At 70.7% G+C, this 16941-nt stretch carries 14 protein-coding genes; 6 read left to right on the top strand and 8 right to left on the bottom strand.

All coding sequences use genetic code 11. The features are described from left to right. Positions 1-658: 658 nt before the first annotated feature. Both ACFWYS_RS11740 and ACFWYS_RS11735 read right to left on the bottom strand, forming a co-directional pair. Positions 659-2476, bottom strand: a complete 1818-nt coding sequence (locus tag ACFWYS_RS11740) for an ABC transporter ATP-binding protein (protein WP_384766066.1) — start codon at positions 2474-2476, stop codon at positions 659-661. Next, positions 2473-4302: an ABC transporter transmembrane domain-containing protein gene (locus ACFWYS_RS11735; protein WP_384766064.1), complete on the bottom strand. Its 1830-nt coding sequence runs from the start codon at positions 4300-4302 to the stop codon at positions 2473-2475. The genes ACFWYS_RS11740 and ACFWYS_RS11735 overlap by 4 nt, the downstream gene beginning before the upstream one ends. 319 nt (positions 4303-4621) lie before the next feature. Between ACFWYS_RS11735 and ACFWYS_RS11730 the strand changes: the two genes are divergently transcribed. The 3 genes from ACFWYS_RS11730 (at position 4622) to ACFWYS_RS11720 (ending at position 8709) form a co-directional block, all read left to right on the top strand. Next, positions 4622-5440, top strand: coding sequence for a hypothetical protein (locus tag ACFWYS_RS11730; protein WP_384766062.1), 819 nt, complete (start codon positions 4622-4624; stop codon positions 5438-5440). Between the two features lie 59 nt (positions 5441-5499). Continuing rightward, positions 5500-7143, top strand: a complete 1644-nt coding sequence (locus ACFWYS_RS11725; protein ID WP_384766060.1) for a peptide-N4-asparagine amidase — start codon at positions 5500-5502, stop codon at positions 7141-7143. A gap of 174 nt (positions 7144-7317) precedes the next feature. Further along, positions 7318-8709, top strand: a complete 1392-nt coding sequence (locus ACFWYS_RS11720; protein ID WP_384766058.1) for a cation:dicarboxylate symporter family transporter — start codon at positions 7318-7320, stop codon at positions 8707-8709. Between the two features lie 130 nt (positions 8710-8839). On the opposite strand, the gene ACFWYS_RS11715 is transcribed toward ACFWYS_RS11720, so the two are convergent. Then, entirely contained in the window at positions 8840-9289 is a 450-nt protein-coding gene (locus ACFWYS_RS11715; protein WP_384766056.1) for a MarR family winged helix-turn-helix transcriptional regulator, read from the bottom strand. 112 nt (positions 9290-9401) lie between these two features. On the opposite strand from ACFWYS_RS11715, the gene ACFWYS_RS11710 reads away from it, so the two are divergent. Next, positions 9402-11213 carry an ABC transporter ATP-binding protein gene (locus ACFWYS_RS11710; protein ID WP_384766055.1) on the top strand — a complete coding sequence of 604 codons (1812 nt, stop codon included), beginning with the start codon at positions 9402-9404 and terminating at the stop codon, positions 11211-11213. 43 nt (positions 11214-11256) lie between these two features. Then, positions 11257-12108, top strand: a complete 852-nt coding sequence (mltG, locus tag ACFWYS_RS11705) for an endolytic transglycosylase MltG (protein ID WP_384766054.1) — start codon at positions 11257-11259, stop codon at positions 12106-12108. Positions 12109-12136: 28 nt separating this feature from the next. On the opposite strand, the gene ACFWYS_RS11700 is transcribed toward mltG, so the two are convergent. From ACFWYS_RS11700 to ACFWYS_RS11680, 5 genes are all read right to left on the bottom strand, one after another. Beyond that, a complete protein-coding gene (locus ACFWYS_RS11700; RefSeq protein ID WP_384766263.1) occupies positions 12137-13216 on the bottom strand; it encodes an NAD(P)-binding domain-containing protein in 1080 nt (359 codons plus the stop codon). Between the two features lie 126 nt (positions 13217-13342). Further along, entirely contained in the window at positions 13343-14368 is a 1026-nt protein-coding gene (locus ACFWYS_RS11695; protein WP_384766052.1) for an ABC transporter substrate-binding protein, read from the bottom strand. Positions 14369-14393: 25 nt separating this feature from the next. Next, the gene (locus ACFWYS_RS11690; RefSeq protein ID WP_384766051.1) at positions 14394-15158 is read right to left on the bottom strand and encodes an ABC transporter ATP-binding protein; all 765 of its coding nucleotides are present in this window, start codon (positions 15156-15158) and stop codon (positions 14394-14396) included. Continuing rightward, positions 15131-16021 carry an ABC transporter permease gene (locus tag ACFWYS_RS11685; protein ID WP_384766049.1) on the bottom strand — a complete coding sequence of 297 codons (891 nt, stop codon included), beginning with the start codon at positions 16019-16021 and terminating at the stop codon, positions 15131-15133. The genes ACFWYS_RS11690 and ACFWYS_RS11685 overlap by 28 nt, the downstream gene beginning before the upstream one ends. A gap of 156 nt (positions 16022-16177) precedes the next feature. After that, on the bottom strand, positions 16178-16261 hold the full coding sequence (locus ACFWYS_RS11680) for a putative leader peptide (RefSeq protein ID WP_313884353.1): 84 nt from the start codon (positions 16259-16261) through the stop codon (positions 16178-16180). Between the two features lie 134 nt (positions 16262-16395). Between ACFWYS_RS11680 and ACFWYS_RS11675 the strand changes: the two genes are divergently transcribed. Then, positions 16396-16818, top strand: a complete 423-nt coding sequence (locus ACFWYS_RS11675; protein ID WP_384766048.1) for a secondary thiamine-phosphate synthase enzyme YjbQ — start codon at positions 16396-16398, stop codon at positions 16816-16818. Positions 16819-16941 lie beyond the last annotated feature (123 nt).

Below are 16941 nucleotides of genomic sequence, written 5' to 3'. Positions count from 1 at the left end.
ACCGGTGCCGGTATCCAGCCTTCCACCCCTTTTCGCCCCCGCGCAACGCCACGGACCCAGGCCGAGCCGTTCGGCTCCTCCGGGCTCGGTGGAGCGCCGTCGGGCGGGGGCCGGGGCCGGGGCTGAGGCTGGGCCGGTCGGGCGGGTCGGGCCGGCCAGGCCGGTCGGGTCCAGCCTGCGCCGATCCCGCGGCTCGGCGCACGGGAAGCCTCGCGCCGAGGCTGCCGCTCTCGTCGGCCGTGCCTTCACATCTGCGCCCCCGACCGACGAGAGCTGCAGCCCAGGCCACCGAGGGCAGGGGCTCCGGCCATGTGCGGACGCGTCCCAGGGCGGAGCGCGCCGGGTCTCCTGTGACCGTGGGGCGCGCCCCCGGCCGCCGGGGCCCGCGCCCTCGCTCCCCTTGCCCTGCGCCCCTCGTTACTGCGATCCGTGCCCTCGGGCGAAGCAAGCCGCCCCGCCGACAACCGTCCCTTCGGATCGGGCCGACCGTTGCCCCGACCGGCCACAGCTTCAGCAGCCCGGGGCTCTCGGCCCGGCCCCACCTCGTTCCGGCACAGGTCGACCGGCGCCCCCACACGCCACTCAGGCACATGTCACTCACACACATGCCGATCACCCACAGGCCACTCATCCGCGCACCACTCACCCATGCGACGAGTCACCCGTGCCAGGACCGCCACAGCCCCGCATAGGCCCCGTCGGCCCGGACCAGCTCCTCATGGCTGCCCAGCTCGCTGATGCGGCCGTTCTCGACGACGGCGATGACGTCCGCGTCGTGGGCGGTGTGCAGGCGGTGGGCGATGGCGACGACGGTGCGGCCGTCGAGGACACGGGCCAGGGACCGTTCCAGATGGCGGGCCGCGCGTGGGTCGAGGAGCGAGGTCGCCTCGTCCAGGACCAGGGTATGCGGGTCGGCCAGCACGAGGCGGGCCAGGGCGATCTGCTGGGCCTGGGCCGGCGTGAGCGAGAAGCCGCCCGAGCCGACCTCGGTGTCCAGGCCCTCGTCGAGCGCCCGGGCCCATGCGTCCGCGTCGACCGCGCCCAGCGCCGCCCACAGCTCGGCGTCGGTCGCGTCGGTGCGGGCCAGCAGCAGGTTGTCGCGCAGGGAGCCCACGAAGACGTGGTGCTCCTGGTTGACCAGGGCCACATGGGAACGGACCCGTTCGGCGGTCATCCGGGACAGTTCCGCACCGCCCAGGGTGATCCGGCCGTCCCGGGGTGCGTAGATGCCGGCGAGCAGCCTGCCCAGGGTCGACTTGCCGGCACCCGAGGGACCGACCAGGGCCAGTCGGGTGCCGGGGGCGACCTCCAGGGAGACCTTGCGGAGCACGTCCACGCCCTCCAGGTAGCCGAAGTGCACCCGGTCGGCGTGCACGTCGCGGCCGTCAGGAGTGAGCTGGGCGTCCCCGGCCTCCGGCTCGATGTCCCGGACGCCGACCAGCCGGGCCAGCGACACCTGGGCCACCTGCAACTCGTCGTACCAGCGCAGGATGAGCCCGACGGGATCCACCAGCATCTGTGCGATCAGCGCACCCGTGGTCAGCTGACCGACCCCGATCCAGCCCTGGAGGACGAACACGCCGCCGACGATCAGGACCGAACCGAGGATCATCACATGGGTGACGTTGATGAACGGGAAGAGCACCGACCGCAGCCAGAGCGTGTAGCGCTCCCAGGCCGTCCACTCCTTGATCCGCTGCTCCGACAGTTCGACACGGCGCTCGCCGAGGCGGTGGGCCTCGACGGTGCGCCCGGCGTCCACGGTCTCGGCGAGGGCGGCGGCCACGGAGGCGTAACCGGCGGACTCCGAGCGGTAGGCGGACGGTGCCCGCCTGAAGTACCAGCGGCAGCCGATCACCAGCAGCGGCAGGGAGATCAGCACGGCGGCGGCCAGCGGTGGCGCGGTGACGACGAGGCCGCCGAGCAGCAGGATCACCCACACCACGCCGATCGCCAGCTGGGGCACGGCCTCGCGCATCGCGTTGGCCAGCCGGTCGATGTCCGTCGTGATCCGGGACAGCAGGTCACCCGTGCCGGCGCGCTCCAGGACGCCGGGCGGCAGCCCGACCGACCGGATGAGGAAGTCCTCGCGCAGATCGGCCAGCATCCGCTCGCCGAGCATGGCGCCGCGCAGCCGCACCTGCCGTACGAACACGGCCTGTACGACGAGCGCGGCCACGAACAGGCCGACGGTGAGCTCCAGATGGAGTTCCTGCGCACCGAGTCCGGAGCCGTCCCCGGTCCTGTCCCCGGCCCCGTCCGACACTCGCTCCACCAGCCCGCCGAGCAGCCAGGGCCCCGCCATCGAGGCGACCACGGCGACCGTGTTGACGGTGATGAGGAGCAGGAAGGCACGGCGGTGCCGTCGGAACAACTCGACCACATAGGCGCGTACGGTCTCGGGGGCGCCGACGGGCAGGGTGTTCGCCGTCGTCGGGGCAGCCGGGTCGTACGCCGGTGGCGCCACGCCGATCATGCCGATTCCTCGATTTCTTCCAGTTCCTTGAGCACGTCGTTGAGGGCGGATCCGGTGCCCGGTCCGTCCTTGCGGGCGTTCAGGGCGGCCTCCTCGTCGGTCTCCCGGGTCACGACCGCCCGGTACCGAGGCTCGGCGTTCACCAGCTCGCGGTGCACGCCGACCGCGGCCACCTCGCCGTCGTGGACCAGTACGACCCGGTCGGCGCGGTCGAGGAGCAGGGGCGACGAAGTGAACATCACTGTCGTGCGCCCCGCCCGCAGGTCCCGCACGCCCTGCGCGATCCGTGCCTCCGTGTGGGAGTCGACGGCCGAGGTCGGCTCGTCCAGGACGAGCACCTCGGGGTCCGTGACCAGTGACCGGGCGAGCGCGAGGCGCTGGCGCTGGCCGCCGGACAGGGACCGGCCGCGTTCGGTGATACGGGCGTCCATCGGGTCCTCGGCGCCGAGCGACCCCTGGACCAGTGCGGCCAGGACGTCGTCGCACTGAGCGGCCGAAAGCGCCTCCGCGGCGGCGACGTCGCCGGACCTCGGCACGTCGAGCAGTTCGCGCAGCGTGCCCGAGAGCAGCACCGGGTCCTTGTCCTGTACGAGGACGGCCGTGCGGGCGCAGTCGCGGGGCAGCTCGTCGAGCGGGACGCCGCCCAGCAGCACCGCGGTGCCCTCCATGGAGGGGTGTCCGCCGAGCCGTTCGGCCAGCCGTCCCGCCGCGTCGGGGTCGCCGCACACCACCGCGGTGAGCCGGCCGGAAGGAGCGAGCAGCCCGGTGGCCGGGTCGTACAGATCGCCGGACGGCACCTCGGATCCGTCGCGCGACCCGGCGGTGTCGGTGACCCGCTCCAGCGACAGCACGCGTGCGGCCCGTCGGGCCGAGGGGCGTGAGAAGGAGTAGGCCATCGCGATCTCTTCGAAGTGGCGGAGCGGATAGGTGAGGATCATGATCGAGCTGTAGGCGGTGACCAGTTCGCCGACGGTGACGCGGCCCTGGCGGGCCAGGTGGACGCCGTACCAGACCACCGCGATCAGCAGCAGTCCCGGCAGCAGTACCTGGATGGCTGAGATCAGGGACCACATCCGGGCGCTGCGCACGGCGGCGTGGCGTACCTCCTGGGAGGCGCGGCGGTAGCGGTCGAGGAAGAGTTCCTCGCCGCCGATGCCGCGCAGGACGCGCAGACCGGCGACGGTGTCCGAGGCCAGTTCGGTGGCGCGGCCCGCCTTCTCGCGCTGGAAGTCCGCCCGCCGGGTGGCCCGGGGCAGCAGCGGCAGCACGGCGACCGCCAGCACGGGCAGGCCGACGGCGACGACCACACCGAGCGCGGGCTGGTAGACGAGCAGGCCGACACAGACGGCCACGACGGCGAGTGCGGCCGCGGTGAACCGTGACCAGGCCTCGACGAACCAGCCGATCTTCTCGACGTCGCCCGTGGAGACGGCCACGACCTCACCGGCCGCGACACGTCGGGTCAGCGCGGAGCCCAGATGGGCGGCCTTGCGGGCCAGCAACTGCTGCACGCGGGCGGCGGCCGTGATCCAGTTGGTGATGGCGGTGCGGTGCAGGAAGGTGTCGCCGATCGCGTTTCCGGCGCTGCACAGCACCAACAGCCCACCGGCCAGGGCCAGTTGGGAACCTGAGCGGTCGACGACGGCCTGTACGGCGACACCCACGCAGAAGGGCAGCGCGGAGACGGACAGGAAATGCAGCAGTCCCCAGGAGAGGGATTTCAACTGCCCGCCCAGCTGGTTCCGGAAGAGCCACCACAGGAATCGGGGACCCGAGCGTGCGTCTGGCACACCTGGGTCGGGATAGGGAAGGTCTTGAATCTGCATGACGTCCCAGTGGCTCGTGTCAATGGGGGGATCGGGGATGGGGAGATGTGGGGGGTCGGTCGGATGCCGGCATACGGAGCGGGACCGCGTACGGCGGCAGCAAACCGTGACAGGTTCGCGTCGCAGCGTGGTCGGACGCAAACGGTTTTCCACGCCGTCGCACAGATCCGGCTGCCATCGGCAGAGGGGTCCGGCGCCGGGTTCGCTGCCGGTTCGCCAACGGGTTCGATGCCTGTTCGGCCGCCGGTTCGACTGTCCGTCCGGCTGGCGGCGGCTGTCGCTTCCGCCGCCGCCTCGAACCGGGTGCGACCATGGACCGATGCGGAACGGCGGAGCACGACGTGTCCTGGTCGCGACGGCGGCCATCGGATCCCTTCTGACGGCCCTGACGACCCTCACCGCGTGCGGCGGCACGGAGCACGGTGGCGGCGCGGATGGGGCCAAGGCCGCGCGCTCGCGCCCGGCCGCCACCGAGGGCCAGGCCCAGGACCCGACGCGCATCCCGGACGTCGCCGACCGCTGGCAGCGACGCATCCCGGCCAACTCCAGCCAGGTCGTGGCGGTCTACGGCGACGGCAAGGACTCCCCGAACTCCACGGTCGTGCTCTACACCAGGCAGAAGTCCACCGGGCAGGACTCCGCCGGGCGCGTCTCCGCCAGTCACGGCTCCACCGGTCAAGGCTCCCCCTGGACCCGCGTCGGCAGCTGGCCCGCGCACAACGGCAAGAAGGGCTGGACGACCGACCACCACGAGGGCGACAACCGCAGCCCCGTCGGCGTGTTCACGCTGAGCGACGCCGGCGGCGTACTGAAGGATCCCGGGGCCAAGCTGCCGTACACGCGGTCGGCCGCCATCGCTGCGCCGCGCTGGTGGGCGAAGTCGCACTGGCACGACTTCGACTACGTCATCGCCATCGACTACAACCGCGTCAAGGGCACCCCGCCCAACGACCCCACCCGCCCCCAGGGCGAGTCCAAGGGTGGTGGCATCTGGCTGCACATGGACCACGGCAGCGGTACCTCGGCCTGTGTGAGTCTGTCCGAATCGGCGATGGCGTATCTGCTGCGCACGCTCGATCCGGATCGGCATCCCGTGGTGGTGATGGGGGACAGGGCCGACCTGAAAGGCTCGCACTGACACGGGAGGGCCCGAGGCCTCATTGCGGCGGATGCCCGACTCCCCGTAGAACACCGGCCATGAAGAGACGGATCGTCATGTCCATGCTCGCCGGAGCGACCCTCCTGGCGGGCTCGCTGCTCGGGGCGCCCCCCGCCCAATCGGCCGATATGCGGCCCGCCCAACCGGCCGATATACCCGCCGCCCAACCGGCGGATGTGCCCGCCGAGTTCGGCACCGACTGGCACGACCCCATCACCGCCGCCCCACCCGTCGGCAGACCCTCCGGCAGGTCCTGCCAAGTCACCGTCGCCGAGGCGCAGTTCCGCGACTTCACCCCGTACAAGGGCACCTACGCGCCGCCCGAGGACTGCGGCGACCGCTGGAGCAAGGTCGTGCTGCGGATGGAGGGCAAGGTCAAGGGGCGTCAGTACGACCGGCTCGGCTATCTACACGTCGGAGGCGTCGAGATCTTCCGTACGTCGACTCCCGAGCCGTCACCCGACGGCATCCAGTGGTCCGTGGAGAAGGACGTCACGCGCTACAGCGACACTCTCCGCCGCGCCCAGGACGTCGAGATGCTCATCGGGAACGTCGTCGACGACACCTACACCGGCATCATCGACGTCAAGGTGACGCTGACGTTCTACGCCGCCCCCGCCCCCGCCACCGAGGTACCCGACCGCGTCCTCACCCTCCAGAACGGCACGCTCACCACCCCGCGCAACAGCGAACGCATCGTCGCCGAGGTGTACGCCACCGGCTCCGGCGGCGGCTGCGAGGAGTACTGGTATCTGTCCGTGCCCGACCAGGCGCCCTACTCCTGCAAGGCGTCCGGCGGCCCCTACCGCGAGGTGCAGATCAAGGTCGACGGCCAACTCGCCGGAATCGCCGCACCGTTCCCGCATGTGTGGACGGGCGGCTGGTCCAACCCCTTCCTCTGGTACGTCGTCCCGGGACCGCGCGCCTTCGACGTCAAGCCGATCGAATACGACCTGACCCCGTTCGCCGGCCTCCTCAACGACGGCCGCCCGCACCGCGTCGAGGTCTCCGTCGCCGGCGTCCCCGAGGGGCAGAGCGGGTGGAGCGCACCCGTGAACGTCCTCGTCTGGCAGGACACCAAGAGCGCGCACGTCACCGGGAAGCTCACCGCGCACCAGGCCGGGGACCTCGCCAACTCCTCGACGTACACGCCCGGTTCGGAGCACCGGGTGAACACGGAGGGTGGGCACCGGCTGACCGTCGCCGGCTATGTCGACACCTCGCACGGCCGGGTGACGACCACCGTCCGCCGTGCGCTGACCAACACCTCCGTCCACCGCTGGACCGACGGCGAGAACCTGGACGCCCTCGACGCCACCTGGACGGACGACCAGACGACCACCGTCGACGGACGCGGTCCGGCCCGAACGGCCCGTGCGCAGCGGACGTACACGATGGACGGCACCACCACGATCGGCGCGGGGGACCGCCTGCGCACCGTGCTGACCCTCGGTGACCGCGCCACGGCCGTCACGACCCGGGAGGGACGGCGGACCGCCCGGTCGCGGCTCGACGACACCTACTCCGGGGACGCCGCCTGGACGATGAACGTGCCGCGCGACCAGCGGCACGCGGTCGGCACGACGCGCGAGCGCTACCGGTCGTACGGCTCGGGCGGCTGCTACGGCCGTGCTCTGACCAGCGTCCAAGGGGTTCTCACCGAGGATCGCGGCGGCTGCTGAGACGGGTGTGTGCGATGGGTCACTCGGGGCGCGATTTACACAGATGCAACACGGGGGTCTTGTGTAAGGACATCATCACCTTCAAAGTGATCGGCACGGAATCCGCTTTCCGTATGGCAGAAGTCCCAACCGTCCCTGGGGACTTCTGTGTGCCGCCGTCCCCAAGGAGTTCCCGTGCCGCCGTCCGTACCGTCCCCGCCGCGACGCGTCGCACGCATGCTGCGTACCTCTCTCTTCGCACAGGTCGCCCTCGCGATCGTGCTCGGAATCGTCGTCGGGAAGCTGTGGCCCGGATTCGCCGCGGATCTCCAGCCGCTCGGCGACGGTTTCATCCGGCTCATCAAGACGATCATCTCGCCGCTGGTGTTCTGCGTGGTCGTCGTCGGCATCGCCAAGGCCGGCGACCTGAAGGCGTTCGGGCGGATCGGGCTGAAGGCCCTGATCTGGTTCGAGGTCGCGAGCACGCTCGCGCTGGTCATCGGGCTCCTCGCCGCCAACGTGGTCCAGCCCGGATCCGGGATGAACGTCGACCCGTCCTCGCTCGACGCCTCGGCGGTCGACGCGAAGACGGGCGGCGAACACCTGCCCTCCACCGCCGAGTTCGTACTCAACTCCCTTCCCACCAGTTTCATCGGCGCCTTCGCCGAGAACTCGCTGCTGCAAGTGCTGATCCTGGCCTGCCTGGTGGGCGCCGCGCTGCTGCATCTCGGCCACACCAAGGTGCCGCAGGTGCTGCCGGCCATCGAGCAGGCCCAGGAGATCATCTTCGCGATCGTCGGCTTCGTGATGCGACTGGCCCCGATCGCCGTGTTCGGCGCGATGGCCGTCCTCATCGGCAACTACGGGCTCGGTGTCATCGAGACCTACGGCAAGCTGATCATCCTGTGCTACGCGGCCGCGGCGCTGTTCATCGCGCTCCTCGCCGTCGCCCTGAAGGTGGTCACCGGGCTCAGCCTCTGGAAGTTCCTGCGCTACATCCGTGAGGAGATGCTGCTCGCGCTCGGCACCGCGTCCACCGAGTCGGTGCTGCCGCGGGTGATGCAGAAGCTGCGCAAGGCCGGCGCCCGCGACGACGCCGTGGGTCTGGTGCTGCCGACCGGCTACTCCTTCAACCTCGACGGTGCCTCGCTCTACCTGTCCATCGGCACGCTGTTCATCGCCCAGGCCGTGGGTGTCGACCTCAGCCTCGGCCAGCAGATCACCGTGATCCTGGTGCTGATGCTGACCAGCAAGGGTATGGCGGGCATCCCCGGTTCGGCGTTCCTCGCCCTGTCCGCGACCGCGTCCTCGCTGGGCGCCATCCCGGCCGGAGCCGTCGCCCTGCTCCTCGGCGTGGACCGCATCATGGACTCGATGCGCGTCGTCACCAACCTGCTCGGCAACTGCGTCGCCGTCTTCGCCGTCGCCCGCTGGGAGGGCGCCCTGGACAGGGAGCGGGCGAAGAAGGTCCTGAACGGCGAGATCGTGGTCGAGCTGGAGGACGAGGAGCCGGCGAAGGCGGAGCTCACGAAGCCGGACCCCGAGAAGCCGGAGCTCAAGAAGGAGACGGCCGCCGAGGCCGGCTGACGCTCAGCACAGCCACCACCCCAGCCACCACCACGGCCGCGGCCCCCGCTCCAGCAGTACGGAGCAGGGGCCGCGGCCCTTCGCGCTCAGCGCCACCCGCACCCGTGCTCAGCGCCACCGGCACCCGCGCTCAACACCTCCGCGCACCAGCCCCGTCGATCAACGCGTCCAGCAACTCACCCAGCACCAACCGCTGTTCGTCCGTCAACGGCGCCAGAATCTCCTCCGCCGCCGACCGCCGCGCACCGTGCAGCTCCCGCAGGGCCCCCCGCCCGTCGTCGGTGAGCTCGATCCGGATCACCCGTCGGTTCGTCGGATCCGGCACCCGCCGCACCTTCCCGCTCGCCTCCAGCCCGTCGACCAGCGTCGTCACGGCACGCGGGACCACTTCCAGGCGCTCGGCGAGGTCGGCCATCCGGGGCGGCGAGTCGTAGTGCGCGAGGGTGCGCAGCAGACGGGACTGAGCCGGGGTGATCCCCAGGCCGCACTCCTGAAGGTGCCGTTTCTGGATCCGGTGCACCCGGCGGGTGAAGCGGAGGAGCTGCTCGGCGAGCGGGCCGTCGGGATCGGGGGTGGTCATGCGGGAACAATATCAGGACTAAATTCATTGTGAGCATAGGTAACAATGAGCTAAGCTCCGTCAGCGGTCCACGAGGCCGCATGTCCGCATCACCACACCTCCGAAGGAGCCCATGCACCCCGACAGCGAACCCACCTGGACGCCGCCCGCCGCACAGCAGGAACAACCACGGCAGGTGCGCCGCATCCTGAAGCTCTTCCGTCCTTACCGTGGACGTCTGGCCGTCGTCGGCCTCCTCGTCGGCGCCGCGTCGCTGGTCGGCGTCGCCACGCCGTTCCTCCTCAAGGCGATCCTCGACGTCGCCATCCCCGAGGGCCGTACCGGCCTGCTCAGTCTGCTCGCGCTCGGCATGATCCTCAGCGCCGTCCTGACCAGCGTCTTCGGTGTACTGCAGACCCTGATCTCCACGACCGTCGGCCAGCGGGTCATGCACGACCTGCGCACCGCCGTCTACGGCCGCCTGCAGCGCATGTCGCTCGCCTTCTTCACCCGGACCCGCACCGGCGAGGTCCAGTCCCGCATCGCCAACGACATCGGCGGTATGCAGGCCACCGTCACCTCCACCGCGACCTCCCTGGTCTCCAATCTGACCAGCGTGGTCGCCACGATCATCGCGATGATCGCCCTCGACTGGCGCCTGACCGTCGTCTCCCTTCTCCTGCTGCCGGTCTTCGTCTGGATCAGCCGCCGCGTCGGCAACGAACGCAAGAAGATCACCACCGAGCGCCAGAAGCAGATGGCCGCGATGGCCGCCACCGTCACCGAGTCGCTCTCGGTCAGCGGCATCCTGCTCGGCCGCACGATGGGCCGCTCCGGCTCGCTCACCGACGCCTTCTCCGACGAGTCCGAGCGCCTGGTCGACCTCGAAGTGAAGGCGAACATGGCCGGCCGCTGGCGCATGGCGGTCATCACCATCGTCATGGCCGCGATGCCCGCCTTCATCTACTGGACCGCGGGCATGGCCCTCCAGCTCGGCGGCCCGCAGGCCTCCATCGGCACGATCGTCGCCTTCGTCTCGCTCCAGCAGGGACTGTTCCGCCCGGCGGTCAGCCTGCTGTCCACCGGAGTCCAGATCCAGGCCTCGCTCGCGCTCTTCCAGCGCATCTTCGAGTACCTCGACCTGCCCATCGACATCACCGAGCGGGAGAACCCGGTCCACCTGGACCGCGTCAAGGGCGAGGTCCGCTTCGAGAACGTCGAGTTCCGCTACGACAACGACGACGCCAAGCGCGGCGCCGTCATCGACGGCATCGACGTCACCGTCCCGGCGGGCGGCAGCCTCGCGGTCGTCGGCCCGACCGGCGCCGGGAAGTCGACGCTCGGCCATCTGGTGCCGCGTCTGTACGACGTGACGGGCGGCCGGGTCACCCTCGACGGGGTCGACGTACGCGACCTCGACTTCGACACCCTGGCCCGCGCGGTCGGCGTCGTCTCGCAGGAGACGTACCTCTTCCACGCCTCCGTCGCCGACAATCTGCGCTTCGCCAAGCCGGACGCCACCGACGAGGAACTGCACGCGGCGGCCGAGGCGGCCCAGATCCACGACCACATCGCCGCCCTGCCCGACGGCTACGACACGGTCGTCGGCGAACGCGGACACCGCTTCTCCGGCGGCGAGAAACAGCGTCTGGCCATCGCCCGTACGATCCTGCGCGATCCGCCCGTGCTCATCCTCGACGAGGCGACCAGCGCGCTGGACACGCGCACCGAGCACGCCGTCCAGCAGGCCATCGACGCCCTGTCCGCCAACCGCACCACGGTCACCATCGCGCACCGGCTGTCCACCATCCGGGGCGCCGACCAGATCGTCGTCCTCGACGCGGGGCGGGTGGCCGAACGGGGTACGCACGAGGAACTGCTGGAGCGGGAGGGACGCTATGCGGGGCTGGTCCGCCGGGACGCCCAACTGGAGCCGACGGGGTGACGTTATGCCGGGTTTGTGAGCATGTGCGGGTTACCGTTCCCGCATGTACCTGAACACTCCGTCACGGAGCACGATTCGACTGACGCGCCGGGGCCGTATCGCCCTCATCGCCGCCGGCGCCGTCGTGGCCGGCACCGCCGTGGCGGTTCCGCTGCTGAGCCCGGGTGAGGAGAAGGCGAAGCCCACCTCGCTGGTGATCCCGGAGGGCTGGCGCGCGAGCCAGGTCTACGACGCCGTCGACAAGGCCCTCGACCTGCCGGGCGGTGCCACGAAGAAGTCCCTGCGCAAGCTCGACCTCAAGCTGCCGAACGACGCCGAGGGCAACCCCGAGGGCTACCTCTTCCCGGCGACGTATCCGCTGCAGCAGAAGGACGGCAAGAAGGCGACGCCGGAATCCCTGCTGTCGGCCATGGTCGACACCGCCAACAAGAAGTTCGGCGGCGCCCCCATCGCGGCCGGCGCCCAGCGCAACGCCATGAACGTCTATCAGGCGGTCACCATCGCGAGCATCGTGCAGGCCGAGGCCGGCGGCAAGGCCGACATGGGCAAGGTGGCGCGGGTCGTCTTCAACCGGCTCGAACGCGGGATGCCGTTGCAGATGGACTCCACCATCAACTACGCGCTCGGCCGCTCCACGCTGCGCACCACCGACGCCGACACCCGGATCGAGAGCCCCTACAACTCGTACCAGCGCATGGGCCTGCCGCCCACACCGATCGCCAACCCGGGCGAGGAGGCGATGCGCGCCGCGATCAACCCGGCCGCCGGAGACTGGCTGTACTTCGTCACCGTCAAGCCGGGCGACACCCGCTTCACCGCCGACTACGCGGAACATCAGCGCAATGTCGCCGCGTTCAACGCCCAGCAGAAGGCGAGCCCCAAGCCGTCGAAGTGAGGCACGCCGCTCGGTGTCCGGGGGAGCCTCACACGGCGACCGGCTCCTGAGCCAGCAACCTCCTGATGTCCCGTACGGCCGCGCGCCCGGCCCGGTTGGCGCCGATCGTGCTGGCCGACGGCCCGTAGCCCACGAGGTGGACGCGGGGATCGGCGACCGCGCGTGTCCCGTCCACCCGGATTCCACCGCCCGGCTCGCGCAGCCGCAGCGGAGCCAAGTGGTCGACGGCGGCCCGGAAACCGGTCGCCCACAGGATGACGTCGGCCTCCACGCGCCGCCCGTCCTGCCACTCCACACCGTCGGGTGTGATCCGGTCGAACATCGGCTGCCGGTCCAGGACCCCGTCCGCGAGCCCCTGCCGGACGGCGTCGTTGAGAGGCAGCCCCGTCACGGAGACGACACTCTTCGGCGGCAGCCCCTGCCGGACCCGCTCCTCGACGAGCGCGACGGCCGCCCGGCCCACGTCCTCGCTGAAGGGGCCCTCACGGAACACGGGCGGGCGCCGTGTGACCCACGTGGTGGCGGCCGCGTGCGGGGCGATCTCCAGCAGATGCTGGGTGCCGGAGGCGCCGCCGCCCACGACGACGACCCGCTGACCGGCGAACTCCTGCGGCCCGGGGTACTGCGCGGTGTGCAACTGCCGCCCCCGGAACGTCTCCTGCCCCGGATAGCGTGGCCAGAACGGCCGGTCCCAGGTGCCGGTCGCGTTGATCAGCGCCCGCGTCGCCCAGGTCCCCGCCGAACTCTCGACGAGCAGCCGCCCGCCCGGGCCCTCACGCACGGCCCGCACGTCGACCGGCCGCCGGACCCGCAGGTCGAAGGTCCGCTCATAGGTGTCGAAGTACTCGGCGATGACCTCGGACGACGGCCGCTCGGCCGCCGCACCCGTCAGCTCCATACCGGGCAACGCGTGCATCCCGTGCACCTTGCCGTACGTCAACGAGGGCCATCGGAACTGCCAGGCGCCGCCCGGCCCGGGCGAGTGGTCGAGGACGACGAAGTCACGGTCCGGCTCGAAACCGGTGCGCCGCAGGTGGTAGGCGCTGGAGAGTCCTGCCTGACCAGCGCCTATGACGACTACGTCGACGGTGTCGACCGCGTCAACCACGTCGACTGCCTCGATCGCATCGACCGCCTCAGTATTGTTCACGCTTCCACTAACAGCCTTGGGGGCGAGGATCTTCCCCCGAGGCACCGGACGGGGAGCCGTCGTGCGGCGCGCGCGTGCGCCGCGTCACGACCCCTCCGACGCATGCGCCGCAGAGGTCGACGGCGGCAGCCCGCCGTTGTACCGGGTGTCCACGAAGTCGCCGAAGTCGACCTTGTTCGGGATGAGCTTCAGCGCGGTGAAGGTGTCGGCGATCTCCTGCTCGGAGGCGATGAGCGGCTTGTCGACCGCGACCGGTATCCGGGTGGCGTTGGTGCGCTTCACCGACGCCAGCGCGACGTCGTAGGGCAGCCCGGTGTCCTTCGCCCAGACCTTGGCCCACTCCTCCTCGTGGTCGTGCACCCACGCCGTGGCGCGCCGCAGCCGCTCCAGATAGTCCTTGATCGCCGCGGCCTTCTTCTTGTCCCGCAGGGCGGAAGGCGCCGCCACCTGGAAGGTCAGGCCGTTGGTGACCCCGTCGCCGGTCGTCAGGATCCGGCCCTGCCCGGACAGGAGCACCTGCGAGGTGTACGGGTCCCACACCGCCCACGCGTCGACCTTCCCGGCGCTGAACGCGGCCAGCGCGTCGGCCGGTTGCAGGTACTTGACCTTGACGTCGCTCAGGCTCAGGCCGGCCTTCTTGAGGGACGCGACCAGCTGGTAGTTGGCGGAGGACCCCTGCGCGACGGCGATCGACCTGCTCCTCAGCTGCTCGGGCTTCGTCAGCTTCGAGTCGTTCGGCACGAGGATCGCGTCGCCCTTGGAGGTGCCCTTGAAGGCGGCCACCGCCGTGATCTTCGAGCCCGCGCCGGCCGCGAAGACCGGCGGGGTGTTGCCGACACCACCGATGTCGACGGCCTTGGCGTTCACGGCCTCCAGCAGCGGCGGCCCGGAGGTGAAGGTGGACCACTTGATCTTGTAGTCGAGGTTCCTGAGCTCCCCGGCGGCGCGCAGGATGGCCTCCGAACCGCCCTTCTGGTCACCGACGTTCAGGGTGAGGGAGCCCTGTCCGTCGATGTCCGTCGAGGTCTCGGCCGCCGAGTTCCCGCCGCAGGCGGTGAGCACGAGTGCGAGGGGGAGGAGGAGCGCGGCGGGGACGAGGCGTCGTCGCATGGTGGTTCCGTTCTGGGGTGGGTGATCAGGCGGCTTCGGCGGCGGCGTCGACGCCCAGCCGTTGAAGGAGTTCGGCGCGCAGTTCCGCGAACCGGGGGTCGGTGATGTCGCGGGGGCGGTCGAGGTCGATGCGCTGCTCGTGTGCGATGACCCCGTCGTCCATCACGAGGACGCGGTCGGCGAGCAGTACGGCCTCCTCGACGTCGTGCGTGACGAGCAGGACCGCGCAGCCGCGCCGCTGCCACAACTCACCGACCAGCCGCTGGGCCTTGATACGGGTGAGCGCGTCGAGCGCGCCGAACGGCTCGTCGAGCAGCAGCAGATCGGGCTCACGGACCAACGCCCGTGCCAGTGAGGCCCGTTGTGCCTCGCCGCCGGAAAGTGTCCTGGGCCAGGCGTTCGTACGGTGGTCCAGGCCGACCTCCTTGAGCGCCCGCTCGGCGACCGTGCGGTCGGGCTTTCCCGGCAGGCCGAGCAGCACATTGCGCCACACCTTCTTCCACGGCATCAGCCGCGGCGCCTGGAAGGCGACGGCCTTGCGGCGCGGCACCAGCACGGTGCCCTCGATGTCGCGGTCGAGCCCGGCGAGGATGCGCAGCAGCGTGGACTTGCCGCAGCCGCTGCGGCCGAGCAGCGCCACGAACTCACCCGGCCGGACATCGAGTCGGAGCCCGTCGATGACGGCGCGCTCGTCGAAGGAGCGGGTCAGCTCCGCCACGCGCACGGCCTGGGTTGCTTGCGGGGCCCGCGTGGCCTCGGGGCTCACCGGCCCGTGAACGTCGGTCGCCATTGCAGCAGCAGCCTTTCGAGGGAGCGGACGATGAAGTCGGCGAGCAGGCCGAGGAAGGCGTAGACGATGAGGCAGACCACGATCACGTCGGTCCGCAGGAAGTCCCGTGCCTGAACCATCAGGAACCCGATGCCGGAGTCGGCGTTGACCTGCTCGGCGAAGACGAGGGCCAGCCAGGCGATGCCGAGCGAGTAGCGCAGACCGGTCAGGGCGCCGGGCAGCGCGCCGGGCAGGACGACATGCCGTACGAGCCCCCACCTGGAGAGCCCGAGAGACTCCCCGGCCTCGATCAACTGGGTGTCCACGCCGCGGATTCCGGCGTAGACATTGAGGTAGAGCGGGAAGGTCACGCCGAGCGTGATGATGGCGACCTTGGGCGCCTCGCCGATGCCGAACCAGATGATGAACAGTGGGATCAGCCCGACGAAGGGCACGGTCCGCAGCATCTGCACGGGCGCGTCCACAAGGTCCTCGCCGATCCGGAACAGGCCCGAGACGAGGGCGAGTCCGGTCCCGACGACGGTACCGAGCGCCAGTCCGGCGGCGACGCGCTGGAGCGACGTACCCATGGCCGAGGGCAGCGACCCGTCGGCGATCAGGTCGCTCCCGACCTGGGCGATACGGCCGGGCGAGGCGAGGACGTCGGCGGTCAGTACACCGGTGCTGGTGAGCAGTTGCCACAGGAGGAGGAGCAGGACGGGGCCGGTGGTGCGGCGCAGCCAGCGGGGGACGCGGGTGCGGCGGGAGGAGGCGGGGAGGAGGGGGACGAGATCTACGGGGATCGGCTGTGAGTCGTTCGTAAAGGCGGATTTGAGGGGAATATCCGTCTCGCGAGAGCCGGGTGGGGCATGGCTGATGCTCATGAGTGCTCCAAGGGGGCGATGAGCGTTCGGTGGGGAACGTGCTTCAGCGCCGCCGGGTCAGGTCAGAACCGGGCTTGGCTCAGCACCGGGCTCGGGTCAGGACCGGGCGGGGACGCGGAGGAAGCGCGGGTGAGGCGAGGAGAGCGGGGAGGGGCGTCAGCGGCCGCGGCGACACGCGGCGGAGGCCACCCGCAGCAGGTCGATATGACCGCGCGTGGTGAGCAGGGCTGAACGCAACATGCCGCTGAAAGTAGCCAGATGGCGCGGTGACGGTCAACGGTGTCTCGCGAAGTGGACCTTGCGTATCACCGCTCGACCGCCACCGCGCCGTCTCCTGCCGGGTGCAGTCCGGGGCATGGGCGAGGATGGAGGGCATGTCAGACGCCTTCACCACCCGAGTACTGAACATCGCCTCAGGTTCCGCGGAGCGGGTCGTGGACATCACCCCCGACTGCGTGGCCTTCCTGCGTGAGGCGGCGGCCGGCCGCGACGGCCTCCTGAACGTCTTCGTGCCGCACGCCACGGCCGGCATCGCGATCATCGAGACGGGCGCCGGCAGCGACGACGACCTCCTGGCCGCCCTGCACACCCTCCTCCCGGCCGACGACCGCTGGCAGCACCGCCACGGCAGCCCTGGCCACGGCCGCGACCACGTCCTCCCGGCCTTCGTCCCGCCCCATGCGACGCTGCCGGTGCTGGACGGCCGATTGGAGCTCGGGACATGGCAGTCGGTGTGCCTCGTCGACACCAATAAAGACAATGTCAACCGTCAGGTTCGACTGAGCTTCCTGGGCTGAGCAAGATCGTCCTGGGCGCGGCCGCCGAATCTCCGTACCTTGCGTGAACACGATCGAACGCCCCTACGACGGATGCGGGAAGCGCCTGCTCGGCGTGCGACGGCTGGGATCCGCCGGGCGATG

It is taken from the genome of Streptomyces sp. NPDC059010 (assembly GCF_042740355.1).
Lineage (GTDB): Bacteria > Actinomycetota > Actinomycetes > Streptomycetales > Streptomycetaceae > Streptomyces.
This window is presented reverse-complemented; position numbering and strand designations above follow the sequence as displayed.

Bases quoted from the DNA above. Each gene is read 5' to 3' on its own strand.
- ACFWYS_RS11740 (WP_384766066.1), bottom strand. From the start codon at position 2,476: ATGATCGGCGTGGCGCCACCGGCGTACGACCCGGCTGCCCCGACGACG.
- ACFWYS_RS11735 (WP_384766064.1), bottom strand. From the start codon at position 4,302: ATGCAGATTCAAGACCTTCCCTATCCCGACCCAGGTGTGCCAGACGCA.
- ACFWYS_RS11730 (WP_384766062.1), top strand. From the start codon at position 4,622: ATGCGGAACGGCGGAGCACGACGTGTCCTGGTCGCGACGGCGGCCATC.
- ACFWYS_RS11725 (WP_384766060.1), top strand. From the start codon at position 5,500: ATGAAGAGACGGATCGTCATGTCCATGCTCGCCGGAGCGACCCTCCTG.
- ACFWYS_RS11715 (WP_384766056.1), bottom strand. From the start codon at position 9,289: ATGACCACCCCCGATCCCGACGGCCCGCTCGCCGAGCAGCTCCTCCGC.
- ACFWYS_RS11710 (WP_384766055.1), top strand. From the start codon at position 9,402: ATGCACCCCGACAGCGAACCCACCTGGACGCCGCCCGCCGCACAGCAG.
- mltG (WP_384766054.1), top strand. From the start codon at position 11,257: ATGTACCTGAACACTCCGTCACGGAGCACGATTCGACTGACGCGCCGG.
- ACFWYS_RS11695 (WP_384766052.1), bottom strand. From the start codon at position 14,368: ATGCGACGACGCCTCGTCCCCGCCGCGCTCCTCCTCCCCCTCGCACTC.
- ACFWYS_RS11690 (WP_384766051.1), bottom strand. From the start codon at position 15,158: ATGGCGACCGACGTTCACGGGCCGGTGAGCCCCGAGGCCACGCGGGCC.
- ACFWYS_RS11685 (WP_384766049.1), bottom strand. From the start codon at position 16,021: ATGAGCATCAGCCATGCCCCACCCGGCTCTCGCGAGACGGATATTCCC.
- ACFWYS_RS11680 (WP_313884353.1), bottom strand. From the start codon at position 16,261: ATGTTGCGTTCAGCCCTGCTCACCACGCGCGGTCATATCGACCTGCTG.
- ACFWYS_RS11675 (WP_384766048.1), top strand. From the start codon at position 16,396: ATGTCAGACGCCTTCACCACCCGAGTACTGAACATCGCCTCAGGTTCC.